This is a genomic window from Vibrio ponticus (assembly GCF_009938225.1).
GTDB classification, from domain to species: Bacteria; Pseudomonadota; Gammaproteobacteria; order Enterobacterales; family Vibrionaceae; genus Vibrio; species Vibrio ponticus.
The window spans coordinates 855,311-875,276 of record NZ_AP019658.1; the positions used below are offsets into that span (position 1 = coordinate 855,311).

The following is a 19,966-nucleotide window of genomic DNA, read 5'->3' on the forward strand; positions in this document are numbered from 1 at the left end:
TTAAAAAAGAATAATCATTGTGCCAATAGTCAAGGAATAGCTATGCAAATTGGTGTGCCAAAAGAAATACTCGCTGGAGAAACGCGAGTAGCTGCCTCTCCGAAATCGGTAGAGCAGTTAATAAAATTGGGATTTGACGTCGTTGTTGAATCGCAAGCAGGGGAATTGGCGAGTTTCGACAATGCCTCTTTTGAAGCCTCGGGAGCGAAAGTTGTATCTAAGGATGAAGCTTGGAATTCCGATATTATTTTTAAAGTGAATGCACCCATTGTCGACAACGAAAATGGTGTGGACGAAATTGCGCAACTTAATGACGGCGCAACATTAGTTAGCTTTATTTGGCCTGCACAAAACCCAGAGTTGATGGAACAACTTTCGAGTAAAAACATCAATGTAATGGCAATGGATGCCGTGCCACGTATCTCTCGCGCACAAGCTCTTGATGCGCTTTCATCTATGGCAAACATCGCAGGTTACCGTGCGGTTGTAGAAGCGGCCCATGAGTTTGGTCGTTTCTTCACTGGTCAAATTACCGCTGCAGGTAAAGTGCCACCAGCAAAAGTATTGGTTGCTGGTGCGGGTGTGGCAGGTCTTGCTGCAATCGGTGCGGCTGGTAGTCTTGGTGCGATTGTGCGTGCTTTCGACGTGCGTCCAGAAGTAAAAGAGCAAGTCCAATCTATGGGTGCTGAGTTCTTGGAAGTGGATTTTCAAGAAAATTCAGGCTCAGGTGATGGTTACGCTAAAGAGATGTCTGATGAATTCAATAAGAAAGCGGCTGAGCTATACGCCGAGCAAGCCAAAGACGTTGATATCATCGTTACTACAGCACTGATCCCAGGTCGTCCTGCACCTAAGCTGATCACCAAAGAAATGGTAGATAGCATGAAGGCGGGTAGTGTGATTGTTGACTTGGCTGCGGCGAACGGCGGTAACTGTGAATACACAGTGGCAGATCAAGTTATCACAACGGCAAATGGCGTAAAAGTGGTGGGTTACACAGACATGGTGGGGCGTCTACCTACGCAGTCTTCTCAACTTTATGCGACTAACCTCGTCAACTTAATGAAGCTACTTTGCAAAGAAAAAGATGGCAACATCGACATCGATTTTGAAGATGTTGTACTGCGTGGCGTTACGGTCGTTAAAGAAGGTGAAGTCACATGGCCTGCGCCACCAATTCAAGTGTCTGCACAGCCTGAGCAAAAACCACAACCCGCACCTGCACCAGAAAAGAAAGTGGATGAACCCGTTTCACCGGTTAAGAAACTTATCGGTCTTGGCGTAGCGGTGACTGCATTCGGTTGGGTTGCATCGGTTGCTCCTGCTGCATTCCTTGCGCACTTTACTGTTTTTGTATTGGCTTGTGTTGTGGGTTACTACGTTGTATGGAACGTTACACACGCGCTTCATACTCCACTTATGTCAGTAACTAACGCAATTTCCGGCATTATCGTTGTCGGCGCGCTGCTACAGATTGGTCAAGGAAACGGTGTGGTGACGTTCTTGTCATTCATCGCGGTATTGATCGCAAGCATTAACATCTTTGGCGGATTTACAGTCACCAAGCGCATGCTTGAAATGTTCCGTAAAGATCGATAGGAGTAACAGGGAATGTCTGCAGGACTAGTACAAGCAGCTTACATTGTTGCTGCTATATTTTTCATTTTAAGTTTGGCTGGTTTATCTAAGCAAGAATCGGCTCGTTCCGGTAACTACTACGGTATTGCGGGTATGGCGATCGCATTGATCGCAACGATCTTTAGCCCAGATGCACAAGGCTTTGCATGGATCATCGTCGCGATGGCGATCGGTGGTGCGATTGGTATTTTCTACGCAAAGAAAGTAGAAATGACCGAGATGCCAGAGCTTGTTGCAATCCTACACAGTTTTGTAGGTTTGGCGGCGGTTCTTGTTGGTTACAACAGTTACCTCGCGCCACCACCGCCAGTGTCTCTTGACCCTGCGGGTATTCACGCAGAGCACGTTATCCACTTAGTTGAAGTGTTCTTAGGTGTGTTTATCGGTGCGGTAACGTTCACAGGTTCTATTGTTGCTTTCGGTAAATTACGTGGTGTGATTTCTTCATCACCGCTGAATCTACCACACAAGCATAAAATGAACTTAGCGGCGATTGTGGTTTCAACATTACTGATGATCTACTTCGTTAAGGCTGATGGCAGTATGTTCGCTCTAATCGTGATGACGTTGATTGCTTTTGCTTTTGGTTACCACCTAGTAGCATCAATCGGCGGCGCGGACATGCCAGTGGTTGTCTCAATGCTGAACTCTTACTCAGGTTGGGCAGCAGCGGCAGCTGGTTTTATGCTGGCAAACGATCTATTGATCGTAACCGGTGCGCTAGTTGGTTCGTCAGGTGCGATTCTGTCGTACATCATGTGTAAAGCAATGAACCGTTCTTTTGTGAGTGTTATTGCTGGTGGCTTTGGTCAGGAAGTGGTTATCTCCGGTGACGAAGAGTACGGTGAGCACCGCGAAACTAATGCCGAAGACGTTGCTGATATGCTGAAAAATGCCAAATCAGTCATCATCACTCCTGGATACGGCATGGCGGTAGCGCAAGCACAATACCCAGTGCATGAGATTACAGAAAAACTACGCGCACAAGGTGTCGAAGTTCGTTTCGGTATTCACCCAGTAGCGGGGCGTCTCCCTGGGCACATGAACGTATTGTTGGCTGAGGCGAAAGTGCCTTACGATATCGTGCTAGAAATGGACGAAATCAATGATGATTTCCCAGAGACCGATGTTGTGCTCGTTATCGGTGCGAACGATACGGTTAACCCTGCGGCACTTGAAGATCCAAATAGTCCAATTGCGGGTATGCCAGTATTGGAAGTTTGGAATGCCAAAGAAGTTATCGTATTCAAGCGTTCAATGAATACCGGTTACGCTGGTGTACAAAACCCATTGTTCTTTAAAGAGAACACGCAGATGTTGTTCGGTGATGCTAAACAGAGTTGTTTAGACATTAGTGCACATATCTAAGTTGAAAGGCGCCGCAGGGCGCCTTTTTTATTAGCTTGTATCTTAGCTATGCTAAGTGCTGTTGCTTTTAGAGTTGGCAACTCGCTCTAGACGCTAAGTACAAAGCAATATAAGCTTAGTTAACCTATTGAAAGGTCGGCAATTTGCTGACCTTTTCTGTTAGAAACGCTGTAGAGCGTTTACATCTGATTGTATAGCAGTCGATTTCAACCCTATTTCATTGCTGACTCGCTTAGAGTAAGTTTAAGCGATAGGAAATGAGTCATTTGTCTGATTTAGCTACAATTAGATATATTTAATTGACATGAATATTACACTTTTCGCGTCTAGAGTTGTCATAATGGTGATTCTGGTGGTAAGTAACTGATTTAGTAAGATTTGCCTTGAAACTAACAAAATTAAAGATTTGGGTATGTTTATTCAGCTTTGCATCAGCAGGAGCGAGCGCCGACACGCTGCCAGAGCGTATTGATAAATTTGTAAATTTATTCAAAACGTCAGAAGCATCGGTGTCATATGATGTGCGTGTATTGCAATCTGATTACCCAACTCGTTTATTGACTCCCCAGTCAATGTTACCCCAGACATCGAGTTATCCATTAGAAGACATTCAGCGGTTGTATAAACTGTCGGTCTCTTGTACGGGGAAATTGCCTCTGAGCCCTTTGGTTACTGAGCCACTGGTTTTTACGCGAGCGATGTGTAAAGGCACTAAACTGAGTCCCACTTGGTTTGCGCGTAGTGCTCTGATTCACCCGGGAGGGGGAACATACGCCAACCGTTACATTGTCACTCATCCTGATATGGTAACGTCGTTAGAGCAGTATATGCACATCAAAGAACGACCATTGGCAAACCAAAAAACTTTGCTTGGTCGTTTGCAACGCATGGGCGAGGAGACCATGACGTCGCTTATATCAGGGGCGAGCATGTTCCTCGAAGGGGAAGACTTGTGGCTACGTAAAAATGATAGTTACTATATCTACCCAGAAGCGATTTGGAGCAAAAACGTCACGGAAGCGGGGCTTAGCTTTACCCTAGGCGCGGATTCTGGCGCGTGTTTTGTCCAACGAGGCAATATTTGTTGGGATGTAGAAGATCATGCTGATTTTCTAAAAATTAGCATGGTCGGTTTGGTTATTGCTAACATATTACTGGTAATTGGTTGGTCTATTTACCGTTGGAATACAAAACGCAAAGAAATGAAGAGTCGCATGTTGGTATTGCAGATCCTCACTCACGAGTTGCGTACGCCAATAGCGAGTTTATCATTAACAGTAGAAGGTTTTCGTCGGGAGTTTGAGGAGTTACCCGAATCTGTTTATGATGAATTTCGGCGACTTTGCGAAGACTCGCGCCGTCTAAGACAATTAGCGGAAGCGAGTAAAGACTACTTGCAGTCAGACAATAAGCCGCTTGCTTCTGAATGGGTACCGTCAGTAGAAGATTGGTTAACATTCAAGATTGAAGAGGAATTTGATAATGAAGTCGAATTTGCTATCAATGCTGATGTGGCGGCAAAACTTAATGTATATTGGTTAGGCACATGCCTAGACAATTTAGTTAGAAACGCGGTGAAATATGGAGTTAAGCCGGTTACGTTAGATGTGAAAACATCTAATCAAAAAATTACGTTCAGCGTTATTGACCAAGGACAACTAACACAAAAAGACTGGCGTCATTTACGCAAGCCATTTGTTAGTAAGAGTGGTTTAGGCCTGGGCTTAACTATCGTTGATTCGATGGTGGGCAGAATGGGAGGCAAGATGAGCCTCATCGGTCCACCAACAACGTTTATTTTGGAGATACCTTGTGAAACAGACACTGCTTCTCGTTGAAGACGACAAAAACTTAGCGGATGGTTTGCTAGTGAGCCTTGAACAGGCTGGTTACGAATGTTTCCACGCTGAAACCATCGCTGAGGTAGAGCAGTATTGGGCGAAGTCCGATCTTGTAATTCTTGATCGTCAATTACCCGATGGTGATTCGGTTTCGCATATTACACAATGGAAAGCGATCAAAGAGATCCCTGTGATCTTATTGACCGCTTTAGTGACAGTAAAAGATAAAGTTGCTGGTCTAGATTCAGGTGCAAATGATTACCTCACGAAACCATTTGCAGAAGCCGAGCTGTTTGCTCGTATTCGTGCACAACTGCGCACGCCTGATAGCATCGAAGAAGACGACAGCAAAGTACGTACTGAGAATCTGCTGATTGATAAAAGCACACGCGAAGTGTTCTTCAATGAACAGCAAATCACTCTAACGCGTACAGAGTTTGACCTTTTATTGTTCCTTGCGAGCAATCTAGGTCGCGTGTTTACTCGTGACGAGTTGCTTGACCATGTTTGGGGTTACAACCATTTCCCAACAACGCGTACTGTAGACACACACGTTCTTCAGCTTCGTCAGAAACTGCCAGGTCTTGAAATCGAAACACTCCGTGGTGTTGGTTATAAGATGAAAGCATGATCAAACAATCATTGATGATCGCAGGTGTGCTAATTAGCACACCTGTTGCCTCGGAAGGCGTCACTTGGTTTGAAAGTAACTCACCATTAACTCAAACCCACAAACACCTGCTCAATAACGATCTGCCTGCTATGTTTTCTTCGTTGGTAGAGGTTTGGCAACTGGAACAAAGCCCAGCACTTGCGCCTCACTTAAATGATTTGTTAGTTCAATCATTTGAAGTTGACTGCGGGAAAGGCTTGGCAAGTAAAGAGTTTCCAGAATGGTTGAAAGGAGTGCTCGTTCAACGTTCTGAAATACAAAGCCCAGGGCGTGATGCATTTCGAGCAACGGTTGAAGTCCAATCGACACTGCCTATTTCTGATATCAGCTTAACGCGTTGGGTTGACAAAAGTGTCTCCAATGACAACACTTTGGAATTAGTTCGCGAAAACAATTCAGGGATTCTCACTTACTCAAAACGTTACAACGTAAGTAATAAGCTAACGATGGGTTTGTACCGTATTGATATTGTGAGTGAAAATAATGAGTCATGGAGCTCATGGCTAATCCTTGGTGATCCAAAAACATACATGACGGTTCGCTGGGCATCAAAAGACCACTGGCAAGTGGAACAGAATGCATTGCTGAATCAACACTGTCCTTTACCAAAACTCAATGCCGCACTCTATGATTATGTCGAAGGTACATACAATCAAGTATGGAGTGGCAGCTTCGAATCCGATTATCCAACGTCTTTACCATTAGAAGAAATTGATGCTGGACGCTATGTTCTTGCGGTAACGATGGCTCATCGTCGCTGGCAAGGTAAGATAGTTGTGGAGCAAGCGCAAATAATTAGCAAAACATATGACGTTTCACTAGAGGAATAAGTAAAGTTTAGCGACAATCAGCCGATATAATACAAAATAAATATGTATTCAGTCCTGATATGAAAAACGTATACAAACTTCTTCCTCTGGTTGCTGCAATGTCTGTTGGCTCAGTACATGCAGCAAATTACGCTATCGAAGCTCGCGGTGAAGCAATGGGTGGTGTAGGAGTTGTCTCTGCAAGTTTCCTAACCGCACCTTTTTATAACCCTGCATTGACAGCTATCTATCGTCGAAACGATGATGTGGGTATGATCACGCCTAGTTTTGGTTTGGATTATACTGATACTGGCGATTTTGTAGATGGCTTAGATAATGTTGAAAAGCTGATTAAAGCGAATGATTATGTTGGTGCTCAAAAAGCACTTAACGACTTGAAAGGCGATCAATTAAACGTTGAAATGGGTGGTGTGGTTGCATTCGCAATTCCCAACCGTTTTGTAGCTGCGAACGCGTTCGGTAAACTTTATACAGAGTCTTTTGCCACCACAAACATCAAAACCGATGGTACTGATGCTGAAAACGCACTGGGTAGTTCCGTTCGAGCGGTAAGTGTCGGTGTCGCCGAAGCGGGTTTGTCATTAGCAAAATACCAAACCTTTATGGGGCAACATATCTCATTTGGTGTTACGCCTAAATTGCAACGCGTCTATACCTATGTCTATGAAGCAAACCTAGTCAACTATGACTTAACGGATCTGCGTGACAATGGACAAGGCGAAACCATGTTCAATATGGATGCTGGTTTCTTATGGTTTTATGGTCCGTTTAGAGCTGGTATCTCAGCAACTAACTTGATCTCGCGCGATATTCAGACGCAAAGTATTACTTCAATCGATGGTTCAACCATTTCATACGCATATGAAATGTCACCACAATATACAGTGGGTGCGGGTATCGTCGCTGATTACTTCACTCTAAGTGTTGATTACGACCTAAAAGAGCAAGAGCGATATATTGGCTTTGATGACAATACGCAAATGCTTCGTGTTGGTGCTGAATTAGATTTGTTGCGCCAACTTAAGTTGCGAGCAGGTTGGAAGAAAAACCTAGCTTATGACGATACCGATGGCACGGTCACTGCCGGTATTGGTCTATCACCATTGAATCTATTCCAGTTGGATATTGGTGCTAGCTACACCAACGAAAATTCAATGGGAGGTTACGTTAACTTCCTAACGAGTTACTAGTAATCAGCAGCAAATCATAATATAGTCGGCTCCTAAAATTAGGAGCCTTTTTTATGTTTGATGATTTAAGCCTAAGCCACGAAGAACAACAGAAAGCTGTTGAAGAAATCCAAAAGCTAATGACGCAGGGCATTAGTACTGCAGAAGCAATCAAGATTGTAGCGACACAAATTCGCGAAAATGCTAAAAAGCAAGAGCAATAAGAAAGGGCAGGTAACTGCCTTTTTTATCACCTGGCTAATGCACTATAACTAAACTTTGCTATGCAAAAACGATATCGCGCTTTGTTTGATAAACGTGACATATCGATAAAACCTCAAAATGTCAGGTTAGGCAATAGGCAATAAACTCCTATTAATCGATTTAAATTATTATAAATCAGCGGTTTAATGCAGAATAATCAACTAACGTCGTACGGGTTAGGTTGGTTTTGTAATTTTATTACAAAGTTAGTGGGTGGTGATTTTTACAGGCTATATAGCCAGTTATTTATCCTGCTCGGTTATCTTGTCACTTGTATCGAAGGCTAAAAAGACCAAATACTCTCGCGTGCTTTATTATTTGCGTAAGTAACTGTTCATCAAAATGACACTGTCACGTCTTAAAGGGGATTGGATGTGGAATGTCGAAATCGTATAAGCTGAGTGGTTAAAGCGAGGGGAATGTTAGATTTGTAAGCAGAATAATAAACGTTATCCTGTCACTCAATGTATCGAAAAGTGAAGCTTTGTTTGTAGCGGTTAGTCGCGATTCTTTCAGCACTCTAGTTTTAAAAGTGCTGAAAGCGGATACGCCAATACTGAGTGATAAAAATAGGTTAGATATTCTATGCCTGTTGCATAAGTTCATCGCTAAGGTCTGGAGCTAAATTCAACTCGAAATCCAAAACCGTAACAATTTCATTAACGTCATAATCACGCTTTGCTTGGAAACGAATCAGTTTGTGATTACCGCTTAATGCTCCGTTGACATATTCATCGCGTTTTTGTCGCTTCTCTCGCTGATGACTTTTGTCATCTAGTTCAATTACTGCGATAACCTTGGTGTCGTTATCAGTGATAACAAAGTCCATGCGCTTCGCCCAGGTTCGCGAGAAATTCTTGCGGTCTATAGGTTGAACTAGCGCCATTAGCGAAGTTTGGCAATGAATCATGTATCGGTTTGGTAGAGCAAGTCTTAAAGCAGAATGAAACTTGCGTTCGTTCTCTGTGGTTAAGTACTCAAACTTCTTGTGCGGTACGGTTGGTTCTAGCGTAGTTTGATCCGACGTGACATCTTGGTCCCGTCCACGGCGTTTATTTTTGTTCGATGGCATAAGTTTTATAACGATGACACCTAAGCAGATTGCGATAACTGCGATTTCTAACATCTCGATATCTCTCCATGTTTATATCAAACCAAAAGCATATCTGCTTTCAATTGCCTGGGAAAGATGATGCTAAGTGTTTTACTGTGCGCGGTTCTCATTAATGTTAGAGAAGCTTTAATTCTTGAAGATAAGCGCGTAGGGCATGGCGAATCTGATTTTGCTGTTCTTCCGTTGCGGTCTTATACAGGTCAGATAATTCTTTGCATTCAGTTGAAATAGCCGAGACTAATCGGACATTTTCTGTCGGTAAACCTTTCTTACGTCCAGACCCTTCGCGTTTACCACCATGCGTTTTTTGATCATCTATTTGTTGCTGCATGCAGACACCCAGTAGTTAAAGTACTCATTATTTGCAGAATTTAGATTGTACACTATTAGCTTGAAATGAGTAACATAAATCAAGTTTTAGCGATCAATTTGAGAATAAAACGATAAATAGGCGAGTTATTAATCATTATTCGCTCCTTTGAACTGAATTTCGATACTTGAAAAGTGTTACACAATTCATGTATAGGTGGATTCGAACAATAAATACAGCCGTTTATCCATTTTTCGTGATTTGTTGTTTCACCACATAGGAAATCGTAGCGGCAACTATGAAGACTAACTGCCAGTATTTATCACTGCGTCTTTCAAACCAATCATGGTGTGAACCATCGATTTGGATGAGCTCACCTAGACAATCACGGCGATAGCGAGACTGATAAATTCTAGGCTTACGTCTAGAGTATGGAGTCCATAGTCCGTCAGCGATCATTCATTTTCGGAGAGTTTCTTTAGAAACAATCAGATTGTGATGCTCAGAGAGTTTTTCTAGCGCAAATGTAGGTGAAAAGTCGGAGTATTGCTCACGTACAATCCTTAATACTTCGGCTCGGTAACGATCATTATAGCGGTGGTTACTTGGACGATCTCGAGCAGCATGTGCCAAGCTTTGAGAACCATAAGTTGCCAATTGATTTAGCAAGCGTCTGACATGTCGAGTAGAGATATTTAAAATATCAGCAGCATCGACTTGTCGTAAGCGTTTTTCTTGTACATCCGTTAGGACTTTGAATCGATTAATCTCGTGATCACTCATAGCAATAACATCAGTTTAGGTCCTCATAAGCAAACAATGATTTAAGCTTATGAGGACAATTCAACGTTGTTCAAACCGGACATTACTATATTGCTTTTACAATCATGGTGCGTATTATCTATCTTATGTTAAATAAGGTTTAGCGATAATGAGCGCTACCTGGGTAACGCTCTCTTCTCTCTTAATTATGGCTAGATTCACGAAGCATTTGATTTTACATAAGTGAATTTACCATAAAATACCTAATAATCAGTTAGTTAATCTTTGATTATCTACCAGTTTATTAGGAGTAAAACTTTTGGTAATTAACCGCCAGCAAGTTTTACTGTGTGTCCTTTTTTCTCAAGGTGCGCTTTGATCTTATCACGCGCATCACCTTGAATTTCAATCGTGCCATCTTTAATAGAACCACCGCAGCCACATACTTTTTTAAGTTCAGCAGCCATAAGCTTTAATTGCACGTCGTCCATATCTAAGCCGGTAACAATACTAACGCCTTTACCTTTGCGTCCTTTAGTTTGCTTTTGAATACGCACAATGCCGTCGCCCTTAGGACGAACTACTTTTTCTTCTTCTGGCTTAATGCGACCGACTTCGGTTGAATATACTAGTGTCATGTTTACTTCTTTTGTTGCTCAGCTTTCTTTTTAGCGATCAAATAGCTTTCGATATGCTTCTGAATAGCGGTTTTGCCGCCTTTTATCAGGCGTCCGTTAAAGAAACAGTACCACGCATTGACTTCGCCAGTGTCATTCTTAATGATATAACCATTGAAGTTTTCTTGCACTGCTTTATCAGAGCTTTCTCTTGGTTTTGCTAATGATGAGAATTCTTTCGGATCTATGATGGTTGCGGAGTCGCAAAACCAATCGATACTTTTTTTAACGGCAGCCATCTGTCCTTGTAATACGCGATTCTTAATTTGGACTTGCCAAATCTCAGTCGATGAACCAACTGTTTTAAGCTCAAAGCCTCGGTATGTTGCTATAGCCATAATTCTCGTTCTTATTTAAGACTTTAGTATTAATGATAATTGTAAATCTCACTTGCGCAAGTAGATTTGTCACGCTACTTTATCAATTTATCAGTTCGGTACCATTTTTTGAAAAAGAATGTTCCTGTAATCACAGATAGTGAAAAAATTAAGTACTTCATAACGTTACTTTCAAATTCAGTAACGAAAGACGTGGTTAATGAATTAACCGCTTCTGAATACTCAAATAGTTCGTTATTAGCACTAACCAAAGATTGGAATCTTTTCGTCGAGTTTTGCCTTAGCAAAAGTGTCGATGCAATACCTGCATCCACAACCGCAGTGCGTCTATTTATAGAAAAGAGTTCGACCAACAGAAAGTTTGCTTCGTTAAAGCGTTACATTGTCACTATATCTCTATTTCATAAAGTATTAGGCTTGCCGGACCCAACCAAAAACTCGCGAGTACAAAGTACCTTAGCTTCACTTCGCATCGATAAGAAAGGCGATCATCAGTCTACAAACGCCCTAACCCGCTCACATTTAACCCAATTGCATCAACAGCTTATCCGATCGCAAGAGATTAAGGATTGGCGCGACCTGGCAATTTATCATGTGATGTTTGAGGGGCTTTTGCGTCGTTCAGAACTGCGCGATCTGCACCTAGAACAGATTAAAGTTAATCACGATTATATTTCCATTTTTATCGGTCAAGATGAATTAACCCTAACCAAGGAAGCGAGTTTAGCGCTATATCGTTGGTTGAATGTGCGTGGAAGCCAAGGAGAATTTGTATTTACTGCAATTGACCGACACGGCAATCTCAGTTACGAACAGCTCAACGATTCCTCTATATATCGAACGATACGCAGAGCGAGTGAAATATTGGGCAGCAAGATCAACTTCTCAGGTCAGTCTTTACGTGTGGGGGCTGCGCAAGAACTTGCCCAGCAAGGTGTGAAAGTTCGAGATATTCAATACGCGGGTCGATGGTTAAGTCCTGCCATGCCTTATCAATATATTGGTAATAAAGCGAAGGCAGAACTTGAGAAAATGCGCTATTTATCCTTCAGTTATCTGGAATGATAACGTTAGATTGACGATTTTACGCAATCCGCTAGGAATTCATGGAATTTGTGACCGTGGTTTTCTAGCATTTTAGGGAACATAGAAATTGGTGTCATACCAGGGAACGTGTTCACTTCATTCAGGTAGATGTTACCTTCTGGCGTTAAGAAAAAGTCGATGCGAGATAGATGACGCAACTTCATTTGCTTAAATACTTTTTCAGCATTGACACGGATGGTTTCCAGTTGCTGCTCTGAAAGATTCTGTGCAACGATGTCAGTTGTAGAATGACTGGTTGCAGCATACTTTTCTTCGTAACTGTAGAAAGTATCTTCAGGTGCTTTCACTTCACCTGGAAGGGTTAGAACAAGTTCACCTTGGTATTCATAAGCTGCCACTTCGAGTTCGCGTGGTTTAACGGCTTTTTCGACCAACACTTGGTTTGAGTAGGTAAACGCATCATCGATCGCTTTCTGTAGTTGTGCGAGTTCTGTTACCTTGTAACAACCAACCGATGAGCCTTGGCAAGCGGCTTTGACAAATACACTTCCCCATTCTTCCATCGCTTTAGCTGTGCGTTGGTAAGCCTCTTGGTTGTTTTCTGAAAGGAACAGGTATGGTGTATTTGGGATACCCAATGCGTCGTACCATAGCTTTGATGTGATTTTATTAAAGCTATTGGTGCTTGCTTCCGCTTGACAGCCAAGGTATGGAATACCAGAAAGCTCTAACATCGATTGAATATCACCGGTTTCACCAGGGAAACCGTGAATGCAAGGGATAACAAAGTCGATATGTAGGCTTTTGCCGGCAAAGTTTAGTTGACCTGAATTGGTATCAAGCAGTGCAAGATCCCCTTGCTCGGTAAACCAGCCGTCTTTCTTCATCTCTACACGGATTACATCAAACTCTGGAGTCAGCTCCAGTTGTGACTGTAGATAATTGGCAGAAACTAACGAAACCTCGTGCTCAGAGGAGCCGCCGCCACAAAGAAGAAGAATGGATGTTTTGTTCATTTAAAATCTTTCCGTGATGCTTTCAAAGCTAGTGAGTCGCTATGATAATAAAATCGCAACCAAGTTACACTTGAAATGCGTGGATTTATCAGTGCTCTGACATTGATAGCTGAAAAAACAGACATTAAAAAAGGGGCTAAGCCCCTTTCGAAATTAGTTCAACTTGTTGAGAGTTGGGTATGGTGAGTTTTTGATTGCGTCAATGCTCTTAACAAAAGGCTTTAATGACTTGAACTCATTTGGTAGTCGGCTAATCGCTTGTTTCGCGTCTGCTTGTGTAGCGTAGTCACCAAACAGGACTGTGTACCACTTAGTGCCATTGACTACTTTATAGTTTTCCCACACAGGTTGACCATTGTTTGGCAAGTTACGCGCAAAGTGATCGACTTTGTTTTGTGAACCGACTGCGACTACCTGAATCGTATAACCGTAACGAGCAACTTGAGAGTTTTGTTGCTTATCAGACGGCGGAACGATAGTAACCGCTGGTGTGGTTACCACTTCTTCAACTACGGTTTCAGTTACGGTTTCAGTCACAGGTTGTTCAACTTGTGCAACTTTGTAGTCTTCACGGTAACTTTCTGAACTCACGTCTGTCGTGTACTGGCTAGAGACACAAGCAGACAGTAAAACAGATAAACCAACGATTGCTATTTTTTTCATGGATTCTTTAAGCCCTAGATATAAATTACATTAAATCATGCCGTTAGAACGCGGCATAATCAAGCTAACATCAGCATTATATTATGAGACTCTGTGACTTGTAACACAAAGTAATCATAGGTTTAGGTGATCTGATTAAAACTCCATCAAAAATCCCCATCTCGGCTATTTTTCTCCGTTAAGATATAGTAACGAACAAGTTAGGAAGATGATTTATGAGCAATCTTAACCACCTGTTGAAACCCAGCTCTATCGCCGTGATCGGTGCATCCACCCAACCAATGCGTGCTGGTAACATTGTTATGAAGAACTTGTTATTGGGCGGGTTTGAGGGTGCGATTATGCCAGTCACCCCTCGGTACAAATCTGTTTCAGGCGTGCTGGCTTACCGAGATATCGATTCACTTCCTATCATTCCTGATGTTGCGATTCTCTGTACTCACGCTAGCCGCAACGTGTCGTTGTTTATGCAATTGGCGGAAAAAGGCGTTAAATCAGTGATTGTGCTTTCTGCTGATATGCATGAATCGACGGCTTCTGGCGAAACTATTCAAGAGTTATGCGTCGCGATTGCGCGTTCGGTCGGGATGCGAGTTCTTGGTCCCAATAGCCTTGGTATTATCTTGCCGTGGCTCAAATTTAACGCATCTTTCTCACCAGTTAGCGCGCAACCGGGAAAAATCGCCTTTATCTCTCAATCAGCGGCGATGTGTACTACTATCCTCGACTGGGCAAATGATAAGAACATCGGTTTTTCTGCCTTTGTTTCTTTGGGTAACGCGGTCGATATTGATTTCGCTGATCTGCTTGATTACTTGAGTACCGATACTCACACCGAAGCGATTCTTCTGTACGTTGACTCAATTAAAGACGCACGACGATTTATGTCCGCCGCTCGCGGTGCTTCCCGTAATAGAAGAATATTGGTACTCAAAGGTGGTAAGACTGTAGAAGGTAGAAAAGCTGCCCAAGCACACACAGGTGGTAGCGACACGTTAGATATTATTTATGATTCAGCGATACGTCGTACAGGGATGCTGCGCGTGCAAAATTCTCATGAATTGTTTGCGGCGGTAGAGACACTGACCCATTCTGTGCCATTGCGTGGAGAGAGGCTGGCAATTATCACCAATGGTGGTGGTCCAGCAATCATGGCAGTCGATACGCTACTCGACCGAGGCGGTAAGTTAGCAAAGTTAGATGAGTATACCTCTGGCAAGCTCGACAACGTATTACCAACCAGTTGGAGTCGCAGTAATCCCATTGATATGGTTGGCGATGCGAGTGCGAAACGTTACGTCGATACACTCAATGCGCTTATGGACAGTGACTGCTGTGATGCTATTTTGATTATGCACAGCCCATCTGCCATTGCTCACTCCGAACAAACCGCCCAAGCCATTGTTGACGCCGTTAAAGCTCATCCCCGTCATAAGCGCTTTAATATTTTGACTAACTGGTCGGGTGAATTAACCGCTCGACCGGCGCGAAATATCTTTACTCAAGCTGGTATCCCAACTTATCGAACGGCTGAGAGCGCGGTCGTCGCCTTCATGCACTTAGTCGAGTACAGACGCAACCAAAAGCAACTGATGGAAACGCCAACTACGGCAGAACCGGTTCACGTCAATGAAGTGGAAAGTGCCAAACAGTGGCTAGCAACCCAATTAAAAGAGCAAGAGAGTGTTTCTTTAGATACGCACCAGATTGGTCCGTTTTTGAAATACTTTAATTTTCAAGTCTTACCAACGTGGATCGCCAGTGATGCCAGTGAAGCTGTTCATGTTGCTGGTGAGATTGGTTATCCCGTCGCGGTTAAATTACGCTCGCCTGATATTGCGCATAAATCGGACGTACAAGGGGTGATGCTTAATTTACGTAACAGCAATGAAGTCGCAAACGCCGCGCAGGCAATCCTCGATCGTACTCAACTCTCCTACCCGTCAGCCAATATTCATGGGTTGTTAGTACAAGGCATGGCAAAACTTGCCGGTGGTGAAGAGTTAAGAATTAAAGTTAAGTACGACGATACCTTTGGTCCGGTTATTTTACTCGGTCAAGGCGGTTCTGAATGGGACGAAAACATTGATGCCGCTTCCGCGTTACCACCACTCAACATGGCACTTGCCCGTTATTTGGTGGTTAGAGCGATAAAGAGTGGCAAAATAAGGCTGCAGAAGCTGCCGGAGCCAATCGATATTGATGGCTTATCGGAAGTACTGGTTAAAATCTCCCAGATTGTGGTGGATTGTCCTCAAGTGCATGAACTGGATATTCATCCAATATTGGCAAACGGCAGCAACTTCACAATTCTCGATGCCGATTTAACCTTGCGCCAATATGAAGGCGATGCTCAAAGACGATTGGCGATCCGTCCTTATCCGGTTGAATATGAAGAGCACAGTAAACTCAAAGATGGTTCGAGTATCCTTCTGCGCCCAATTTTGCCTGAAGATGAGCCACTGCATGCTGACTTTATTCATGGTGTGTCTCGGGATGATCTCTATAAGCGGTTCTTCTCTGAGGTTGGAGAGTTTAACCATGAAGCACTCGCAAAATTAACCCAGATTGATTACGACCGAGAAATGGCATTTGTGGCAGTATCGAATGTCGGCAATCGACAAGAAATCATTGGCGTAAGTCGTGCTTTAATTAACCATGATAATAGTGATGCGGAGTTTGCAGTGCTGATTCGCTCCGATCTGAAAGGTAAAGGACTGGGTAAAATTCTAATGACAAAAGTCATCGATTATTGCCGCAACAAGGGAACGTTGAGAATGTCGGGTATGACCATGCCTAGTAATCGTGGCATGTTGATGCTTGCTCAAAGCCTTGGATTTAAAACTGAGATTCAATTTGAAGATGGCACAGCGGATATGGTGATGCCATTGCAGCAGCAATAGTTCGTATCAAGCTTTGAACCGTTTACGCGGTTCAAAGCTAAAACTTCTTAATTAGTCACTCTTCCAGTGCTTTTTAAGGTACTGAATACACCAAGACTTCGCCTCGCCAATTTGATTACGCTTCCATGCTAAGATTACATCAATAGTCGCAATGTCAGTTCCTGCAATTTGTTTAAGCTTACCTTGCTCGATCAGAGGCTTGGCGATTGAGGTTGGTAATGTGCCGATACCCAACTCTGCGATGAGTGCATCAACCTTAGCAGCAAGGTTTGTCACGGTTAGCCTTGGTTGTCTTTGCAACACATTTACCGACAATGCCGGTTGCTCTCTAGCGGTATCGGCAATCGCAATCACTCGGTATTTTTCGCGCGCTTCATCATTAAACTCGCCTGCTCGGCGATGCACGTAGTGGTTGGTTGCAGCGACCCACATCATCGACATAGAGCCAATGGTTTCTGACTTTACATCCAACGGCAAGGTATCAAGTTTAGGGCAAACTAATAGATCGGCTCTACCCGACTCTAGTGCCTCCCAGCAGCCGGCTAAAATTTCTTCTTGAAGCCGAACTCGGGTACTGCTGACGTTACCCAACGCTTCTACCATCGGGAAAAAGTTTTTCAGCTGCACAATGCCATCAAAGGCGATGGTGATATCCAGTTCCCAACCATTGGCTAACACGCTAGCGTCGTTGACCAATTTTTCAGTAGCAGTTAACAGCACACGTCCGCGCTCAAGGATCAGTTTACCTGCTTCAGTGAAAACCGCTTTGTGACCAGAGCGGTCAAAGATGGTGATATCGAGGTCTTGTTCTAGTTTTTGAATTTGGTAGCTCAGTGATGAAGGCGCACGATCGAGTTCATTGGCTGCTGCTGCGAAACTGCCGCGTCGATCAATTGCATCAAGAATATGTAGAGCTTCTAACGTGATGGGACTTTGCAAAGCGACTTCCTGTATCTTATTAATATAATGCCGCTGTTACATTAGCACCATCTTAGTAATGATCAAGTTACCTGCGGTGGTTTCGTTGCTCCTAAAAACGACAAAAGCCAGCTAAGTGCCGGCTCTTCTGTCATATCATTCAGAAAAGTATATAAAAGTGTGTTGAATGATTGATTACTTAGACTCTGCCATCTCTTTCTTAACCATGATAGCTGCTGCTGCGATGAAAGCGATGATAAGACCTAGTTCCATGATTTACCCCTATTGGACAAAATTTGCGGTTCAAAATTAGTAAAATTCCCGAATAGTTTATCAGTTTTTTCCGAAGAATAAATCCCTGCGCCAAGTCATTATGAATTTTGTGAGTTATGCTGCATTAATAAAGGAATGGTTGGTAAATTTACATTTAAGTCAATCAACCAACCATCGACAGCGAATCAATTGGAACTATTTACTGGTAACTTTACCGCCAATTATCTTGTATGCAGGCGTACCACGTACCAGGGTGTCACGAGCGAACTCTTTTTCACAGTTGGGACAAAAACAGGGTTTAGTTGTGAAATCTTCTACAATTCGTTCTTTGAAACATTTCACTAATGAGCCTTTGCCGCCTTTTCGATACTTAAACAGCTTAAATTTACAGTTAGCGCAGAAAACATCGACAGTTTTGCTCGGTTGTCTCTTGTTCGGTTTTGCCACGCTTTACCCCTCACCGACCGGCTTAATCCATACCTGGCTGAAATCAAACCATCCGAGTGCATTGCATTTAGCATTCTGCAATGAGCCACACTGATCTTTACTTACCCCTAACCAACAGTGAAACATCGGTACAAGTTGCTGGGTGTGAGCCAAGCCTTTACCAATTTCATGCGCTGGAAATCCGTGGCTTTCTTGACTTTGCCAACGGGTAATCACTTCTGACCATGTTTCAAAGTCTTCACTGCGGCTCATTTTCTCAATATCACTGTAATCCAGTAGCCAGCCCGCGATGGCGTCGTCACGGTGGTTAGCGATGCTCATAGGTTTGACCCAAATATCGATATCTTGAATATTTGGCATCTCCATATCATAGGTATGAAGTTGGACCTCTAGCCCATCTTGTTTGAGCAAATGTTCCAATGCTTTCGCCAGCGATGGGAACATAGGATGCTTAGCATGATAGGCGATGTTGACCTTGCGGTAACTCGGCGGTGTGGTATAAGCAGTTTGGCGCGTATGATGATACCAACCAGGCTTTAATCCATGAGCAGGTAATGCACCCAACTCGACGATCTTATCTTGCGGTAGTTGGTGAAATACGTTGAGCGACGAAAGACGCTGACTGAAATAGGCAGCCCACTCATCTGACTTAGCCAGACCATCGCGTCGGTTTAACAGTAAGTATGTACAGCCAGGGTCAAGCTCGACCTCATCGTTGACCACCGCAGCCTGTGGCGCAATCGGTTTCGATAAGCTCGGAAAGACCATCGAGGAGTGAACATCATCAATCACCCACACTTCCACACTATCGATTAGCGGTCTAAATCCAAAGTAACCATCAAACGCCTGCAAGACTAATCGCTTCTCATCATTTTGCGCGACTTTATACGGTCCAGTACCGATTGGAAACTGATCGTATTCTTCACTGCGACTGGTTGCTGGCAGCAATACCTTGGCGCAAGACTCGGCAAGCAAAATAGGAAAATGGAAATCATCGCGGCAAAGGTGAATATCAATAACGTTTTTCTGAGTCGCGGTTATTTCTTCTATATGGGCAAACAACCTGCGTGTACGCAGCCCTCTTAAACTCTCTATAATTGCGTCAGATGTGAGTAGGTCACCATTGTGGAAACGCACCGCCGGTCGAATGTAGAAGCGCCAATGTCGCGCCGTGATCATTTCCCAAGTATGGGCGAGATCTGGCTTAAGCTCTTCGTTTTCATCCAGTTTGGTTAAGCCACTAAAGATTTGTCGAACTATATGACGCTCAGAGCGGCGAATGTTCTTGAGTGGATTAAGTGCCAATAATGGTCGGTAGTAAGGCAAACGAACGACTTGGCGACCTTCTTGCTGCTGAACGCCAAGGTAACTTTCAACTACTTGCGCCAATTTAGCTGGATCTTGATCCAAGACTTTGAGTGCGTGTCCGACTTTACCTTCTTCTAAATAGCGTCTGGCAAGGTTCTCACTCACATCGGAACGACTGCGACGGAAATTGAGTTGGGAAAGTTTGCCTCGCCCTGGCGAAGGATGCCATTCAATCCAACCTTCCTCTTCCATTTTGTTGAGGACAATACGCGCGTTTCGGCGGGTACAACAAAGGATGTCCGTAATTTCTTCGAGTTGAACACCACAATCCGTGCCATCGTAATGCTCGAATAAGGTTTCAAACTGAACTCTAAGGCGGGGGCTACTCATAAAGAGGAAAACTCACG

Annotated in this window: 19 protein-coding genes; 9 read left to right on the forward strand and 10 right to left on the reverse strand. The window is 43.5% G+C overall.

Annotated features, from left to right (window positions below):
- The first annotated feature begins 42 nt into the window (after positions 1–42).
- From GZN30_RS18130 to GZN30_RS18160, 7 genes are all read left to right on the forward strand, one after another.
- A complete protein-coding gene (locus GZN30_RS18130) occupies positions 43–1,599 on the forward strand; it encodes a Re/Si-specific NAD(P)(+) transhydrogenase subunit alpha (protein ID WP_161987104.1) in 1,557 nt (518 codons plus the stop codon).
- A 12-nt stretch (positions 1,600–1,611) separates the two neighbouring features.
- On the forward strand, positions 1,612–3,006 hold the full coding sequence (gene pntB, locus GZN30_RS18135) for a Re/Si-specific NAD(P)(+) transhydrogenase subunit beta (protein ID WP_075652606.1): 1,395 nt from the start codon (positions 1,612–1,614) through the stop codon (positions 3,004–3,006).
- Positions 3,007–3,389: 383 nt separating this feature from the next.
- Positions 3,390–4,844, forward strand: coding sequence for a sensor histidine kinase VxrA (gene vxrA / locus GZN30_RS18140; protein WP_075652607.1), 1,455 nt, complete (start codon positions 3,390–3,392; stop codon positions 4,842–4,844).
- Positions 4,819–5,478 carry a response regulator transcription factor VxrB gene (gene vxrB / locus GZN30_RS18145; RefSeq protein WP_075652608.1) on the forward strand — a complete coding sequence of 220 codons (660 nt, stop codon included), beginning with the start codon at positions 4,819–4,821 and terminating at the stop codon, positions 5,476–5,478. The genes vxrA and vxrB overlap by 26 nt, the downstream gene beginning before the upstream one ends.
- On the forward strand, positions 5,475–6,350 hold the full coding sequence (locus GZN30_RS18150) for a DUF2861 family protein (RefSeq protein ID WP_161987106.1): 876 nt from the start codon (positions 5,475–5,477) through the stop codon (positions 6,348–6,350). The genes vxrB and GZN30_RS18150 overlap by 4 nt, the downstream gene beginning before the upstream one ends.
- Before the next feature lie 59 nt (positions 6,351–6,409).
- A complete protein-coding gene (locus GZN30_RS18155) occupies positions 6,410–7,540 on the forward strand; it encodes a conjugal transfer protein TraF (RefSeq protein WP_075652610.1) in 1,131 nt (376 codons plus the stop codon).
- A 53-nt stretch (positions 7,541–7,593) separates the two neighbouring features.
- Positions 7,594–7,743 (forward strand): YoaH family protein, encoded by a 150-nt coding sequence (locus tag GZN30_RS18160; RefSeq protein WP_075652611.1) that lies wholly within the window; start codon positions 7,594–7,596, stop codon positions 7,741–7,743.
- Positions 7,744–8,366: 623 nt separating this feature from the next.
- Here GZN30_RS18160 and GZN30_RS18165 read toward each other — a convergent pair.
- The 5 genes from GZN30_RS18165 to GZN30_RS18185 form a co-directional block, all read right to left on the reverse strand.
- The gene (locus GZN30_RS18165) at positions 8,367–8,909 is read right to left on the reverse strand and encodes a DUF2726 domain-containing protein (protein WP_075652612.1); all 543 of its coding nucleotides are present in this window, start codon (positions 8,907–8,909) and stop codon (positions 8,367–8,369) included.
- 103 nt (positions 8,910–9,012) lie between these two features.
- The gene (locus tag GZN30_RS18170; protein WP_075652613.1) at positions 9,013–9,228 is read right to left on the reverse strand and encodes a hypothetical protein; all 216 of its coding nucleotides are present in this window, start codon (positions 9,226–9,228) and stop codon (positions 9,013–9,015) included.
- 438 nt (positions 9,229–9,666) lie between these two features.
- Positions 9,667–9,990 carry a helix-turn-helix domain-containing protein gene (locus tag GZN30_RS18175; RefSeq protein ID WP_083627248.1) on the reverse strand — a complete coding sequence of 108 codons (324 nt, stop codon included), beginning with the start codon at positions 9,988–9,990 and terminating at the stop codon, positions 9,667–9,669.
- A gap of 305 nt (positions 9,991–10,295) precedes the next feature.
- Positions 10,296–10,607 carry a stress response translation initiation inhibitor YciH gene (yciH, locus tag GZN30_RS18180; RefSeq protein WP_075652614.1) on the reverse strand — a complete coding sequence of 104 codons (312 nt, stop codon included), beginning with the start codon at positions 10,605–10,607 and terminating at the stop codon, positions 10,296–10,298.
- Between the two features lie 2 nt (positions 10,608–10,609).
- Positions 10,610–10,984, reverse strand: coding sequence for a DUF3319 domain-containing protein (locus tag GZN30_RS18185; protein WP_075652615.1), 375 nt, complete (start codon positions 10,982–10,984; stop codon positions 10,610–10,612).
- Positions 10,985–11,092: 108 nt separating this feature from the next.
- Between GZN30_RS18185 and GZN30_RS18190 the strand changes: the two genes are divergently transcribed.
- Positions 11,093–12,049 carry a tyrosine-type recombinase/integrase gene (locus GZN30_RS18190; protein ID WP_075652616.1) on the forward strand — a complete coding sequence of 319 codons (957 nt, stop codon included), beginning with the start codon at positions 11,093–11,095 and terminating at the stop codon, positions 12,047–12,049.
- 5 nt (positions 12,050–12,054) lie between these two features.
- Here the strand turns inward: GZN30_RS18190 and GZN30_RS18195 are convergent, their stop codons facing one another.
- Together GZN30_RS18195 and GZN30_RS18200 are read right to left on the reverse strand one after the other, a co-directional pair.
- Positions 12,055–13,047, reverse strand: coding sequence for a D-alanine--D-alanine ligase (locus GZN30_RS18195; RefSeq protein WP_075652617.1), 993 nt, complete (start codon positions 13,045–13,047; stop codon positions 12,055–12,057).
- 153 nt (positions 13,048–13,200) lie between these two features.
- Positions 13,201–13,710 carry an SPOR domain-containing protein gene (locus GZN30_RS18200; RefSeq protein WP_075652618.1) on the reverse strand — a complete coding sequence of 170 codons (510 nt, stop codon included), beginning with the start codon at positions 13,708–13,710 and terminating at the stop codon, positions 13,201–13,203.
- A 215-nt stretch (positions 13,711–13,925) separates the two neighbouring features.
- Between GZN30_RS18200 and GZN30_RS18205 the strand changes: the two genes are divergently transcribed.
- Positions 13,926–16,613 carry a bifunctional acetate--CoA ligase family protein/GNAT family N-acetyltransferase gene (locus GZN30_RS18205; protein WP_075652619.1) on the forward strand — a complete coding sequence of 896 codons (2,688 nt, stop codon included), beginning with the start codon at positions 13,926–13,928 and terminating at the stop codon, positions 16,611–16,613.
- A 51-nt stretch (positions 16,614–16,664) separates the two neighbouring features.
- On the opposite strand, the gene GZN30_RS18210 is transcribed toward GZN30_RS18205, so the two are convergent.
- The 3 genes from GZN30_RS18210 to GZN30_RS18220 form a co-directional block, all read right to left on the reverse strand.
- A complete protein-coding gene (locus tag GZN30_RS18210) occupies positions 16,665–17,552 on the reverse strand; it encodes a LysR family transcriptional regulator (protein WP_075652620.1) in 888 nt (295 codons plus the stop codon).
- A gap of 447 nt (positions 17,553–17,999) precedes the next feature.
- Complete coding sequence (locus GZN30_RS18215; RefSeq protein ID WP_075652621.1) at positions 18,000–18,251, reverse strand: hypothetical protein; 252 nt, start codon at positions 18,249–18,251, stop codon at positions 18,000–18,002.
- A gap of 3 nt (positions 18,252–18,254) precedes the next feature.
- The gene (locus tag GZN30_RS18220) at positions 18,255–19,949 is read right to left on the reverse strand and encodes an SgrR family transcriptional regulator (RefSeq protein WP_075652622.1); all 1,695 of its coding nucleotides are present in this window, start codon (positions 19,947–19,949) and stop codon (positions 18,255–18,257) included.
- Between the last annotated feature and the right edge of the window lie 17 nt (positions 19,950–19,966).

Excerpts from the sequence above, each read along its gene's own strand:
- yciH (WP_075652614.1), bottom strand. The coding sequence starts at position 10,607 with ATGACACTAGTATATTCAACCGAAGTCGGTCGCATTAAGCCAGAAGAA.
- GZN30_RS18200 (WP_075652618.1), bottom strand. The coding sequence starts at position 13,710 with ATGAAAAAAATAGCAATCGTTGGTTTATCTGTTTTACTGTCTGCTTGT.
- GZN30_RS18220 (WP_075652622.1), bottom strand. The coding sequence starts at position 19,949 with ATGAGTAGCCCCCGCCTTAGAGTTCAGTTTGAAACCTTATTCGAGCAT.
- GZN30_RS18150 (WP_161987106.1), top strand. The coding sequence starts at position 5,475 with ATGATCAAACAATCATTGATGATCGCAGGTGTGCTAATTAGCACACCT.
- GZN30_RS18195 (WP_075652617.1), bottom strand. The coding sequence starts at position 13,047 with ATGAACAAAACATCCATTCTTCTTCTTTGTGGCGGCGGCTCCTCTGAG.
- GZN30_RS18170 (WP_075652613.1), bottom strand. The coding sequence starts at position 9,228 with ATGCAGCAACAAATAGATGATCAAAAAACGCATGGTGGTAAACGCGAA.
- pntB (WP_075652606.1), top strand. The coding sequence starts at position 1,612 with ATGTCTGCAGGACTAGTACAAGCAGCTTACATTGTTGCTGCTATATTT.
- GZN30_RS18185 (WP_075652615.1), bottom strand. The coding sequence starts at position 10,984 with ATGGCTATAGCAACATACCGAGGCTTTGAGCTTAAAACAGTTGGTTCA.
- GZN30_RS18175 (WP_083627248.1), bottom strand. The coding sequence starts at position 9,990 with ATGAGTGATCACGAGATTAATCGATTCAAAGTCCTAACGGATGTACAA.
- GZN30_RS18130 (WP_161987104.1), top strand. The coding sequence starts at position 43 with ATGCAAATTGGTGTGCCAAAAGAAATACTCGCTGGAGAAACGCGAGTA.
- GZN30_RS18155 (WP_075652610.1), top strand. The coding sequence starts at position 6,410 with ATGAAAAACGTATACAAACTTCTTCCTCTGGTTGCTGCAATGTCTGTT.
- GZN30_RS18160 (WP_075652611.1), top strand. The coding sequence starts at position 7,594 with ATGTTTGATGATTTAAGCCTAAGCCACGAAGAACAACAGAAAGCTGTT.
- GZN30_RS18205 (WP_075652619.1), top strand. The coding sequence starts at position 13,926 with ATGAGCAATCTTAACCACCTGTTGAAACCCAGCTCTATCGCCGTGATC.
- GZN30_RS18165 (WP_075652612.1), bottom strand. The coding sequence starts at position 8,909 with ATGTTAGAAATCGCAGTTATCGCAATCTGCTTAGGTGTCATCGTTATA.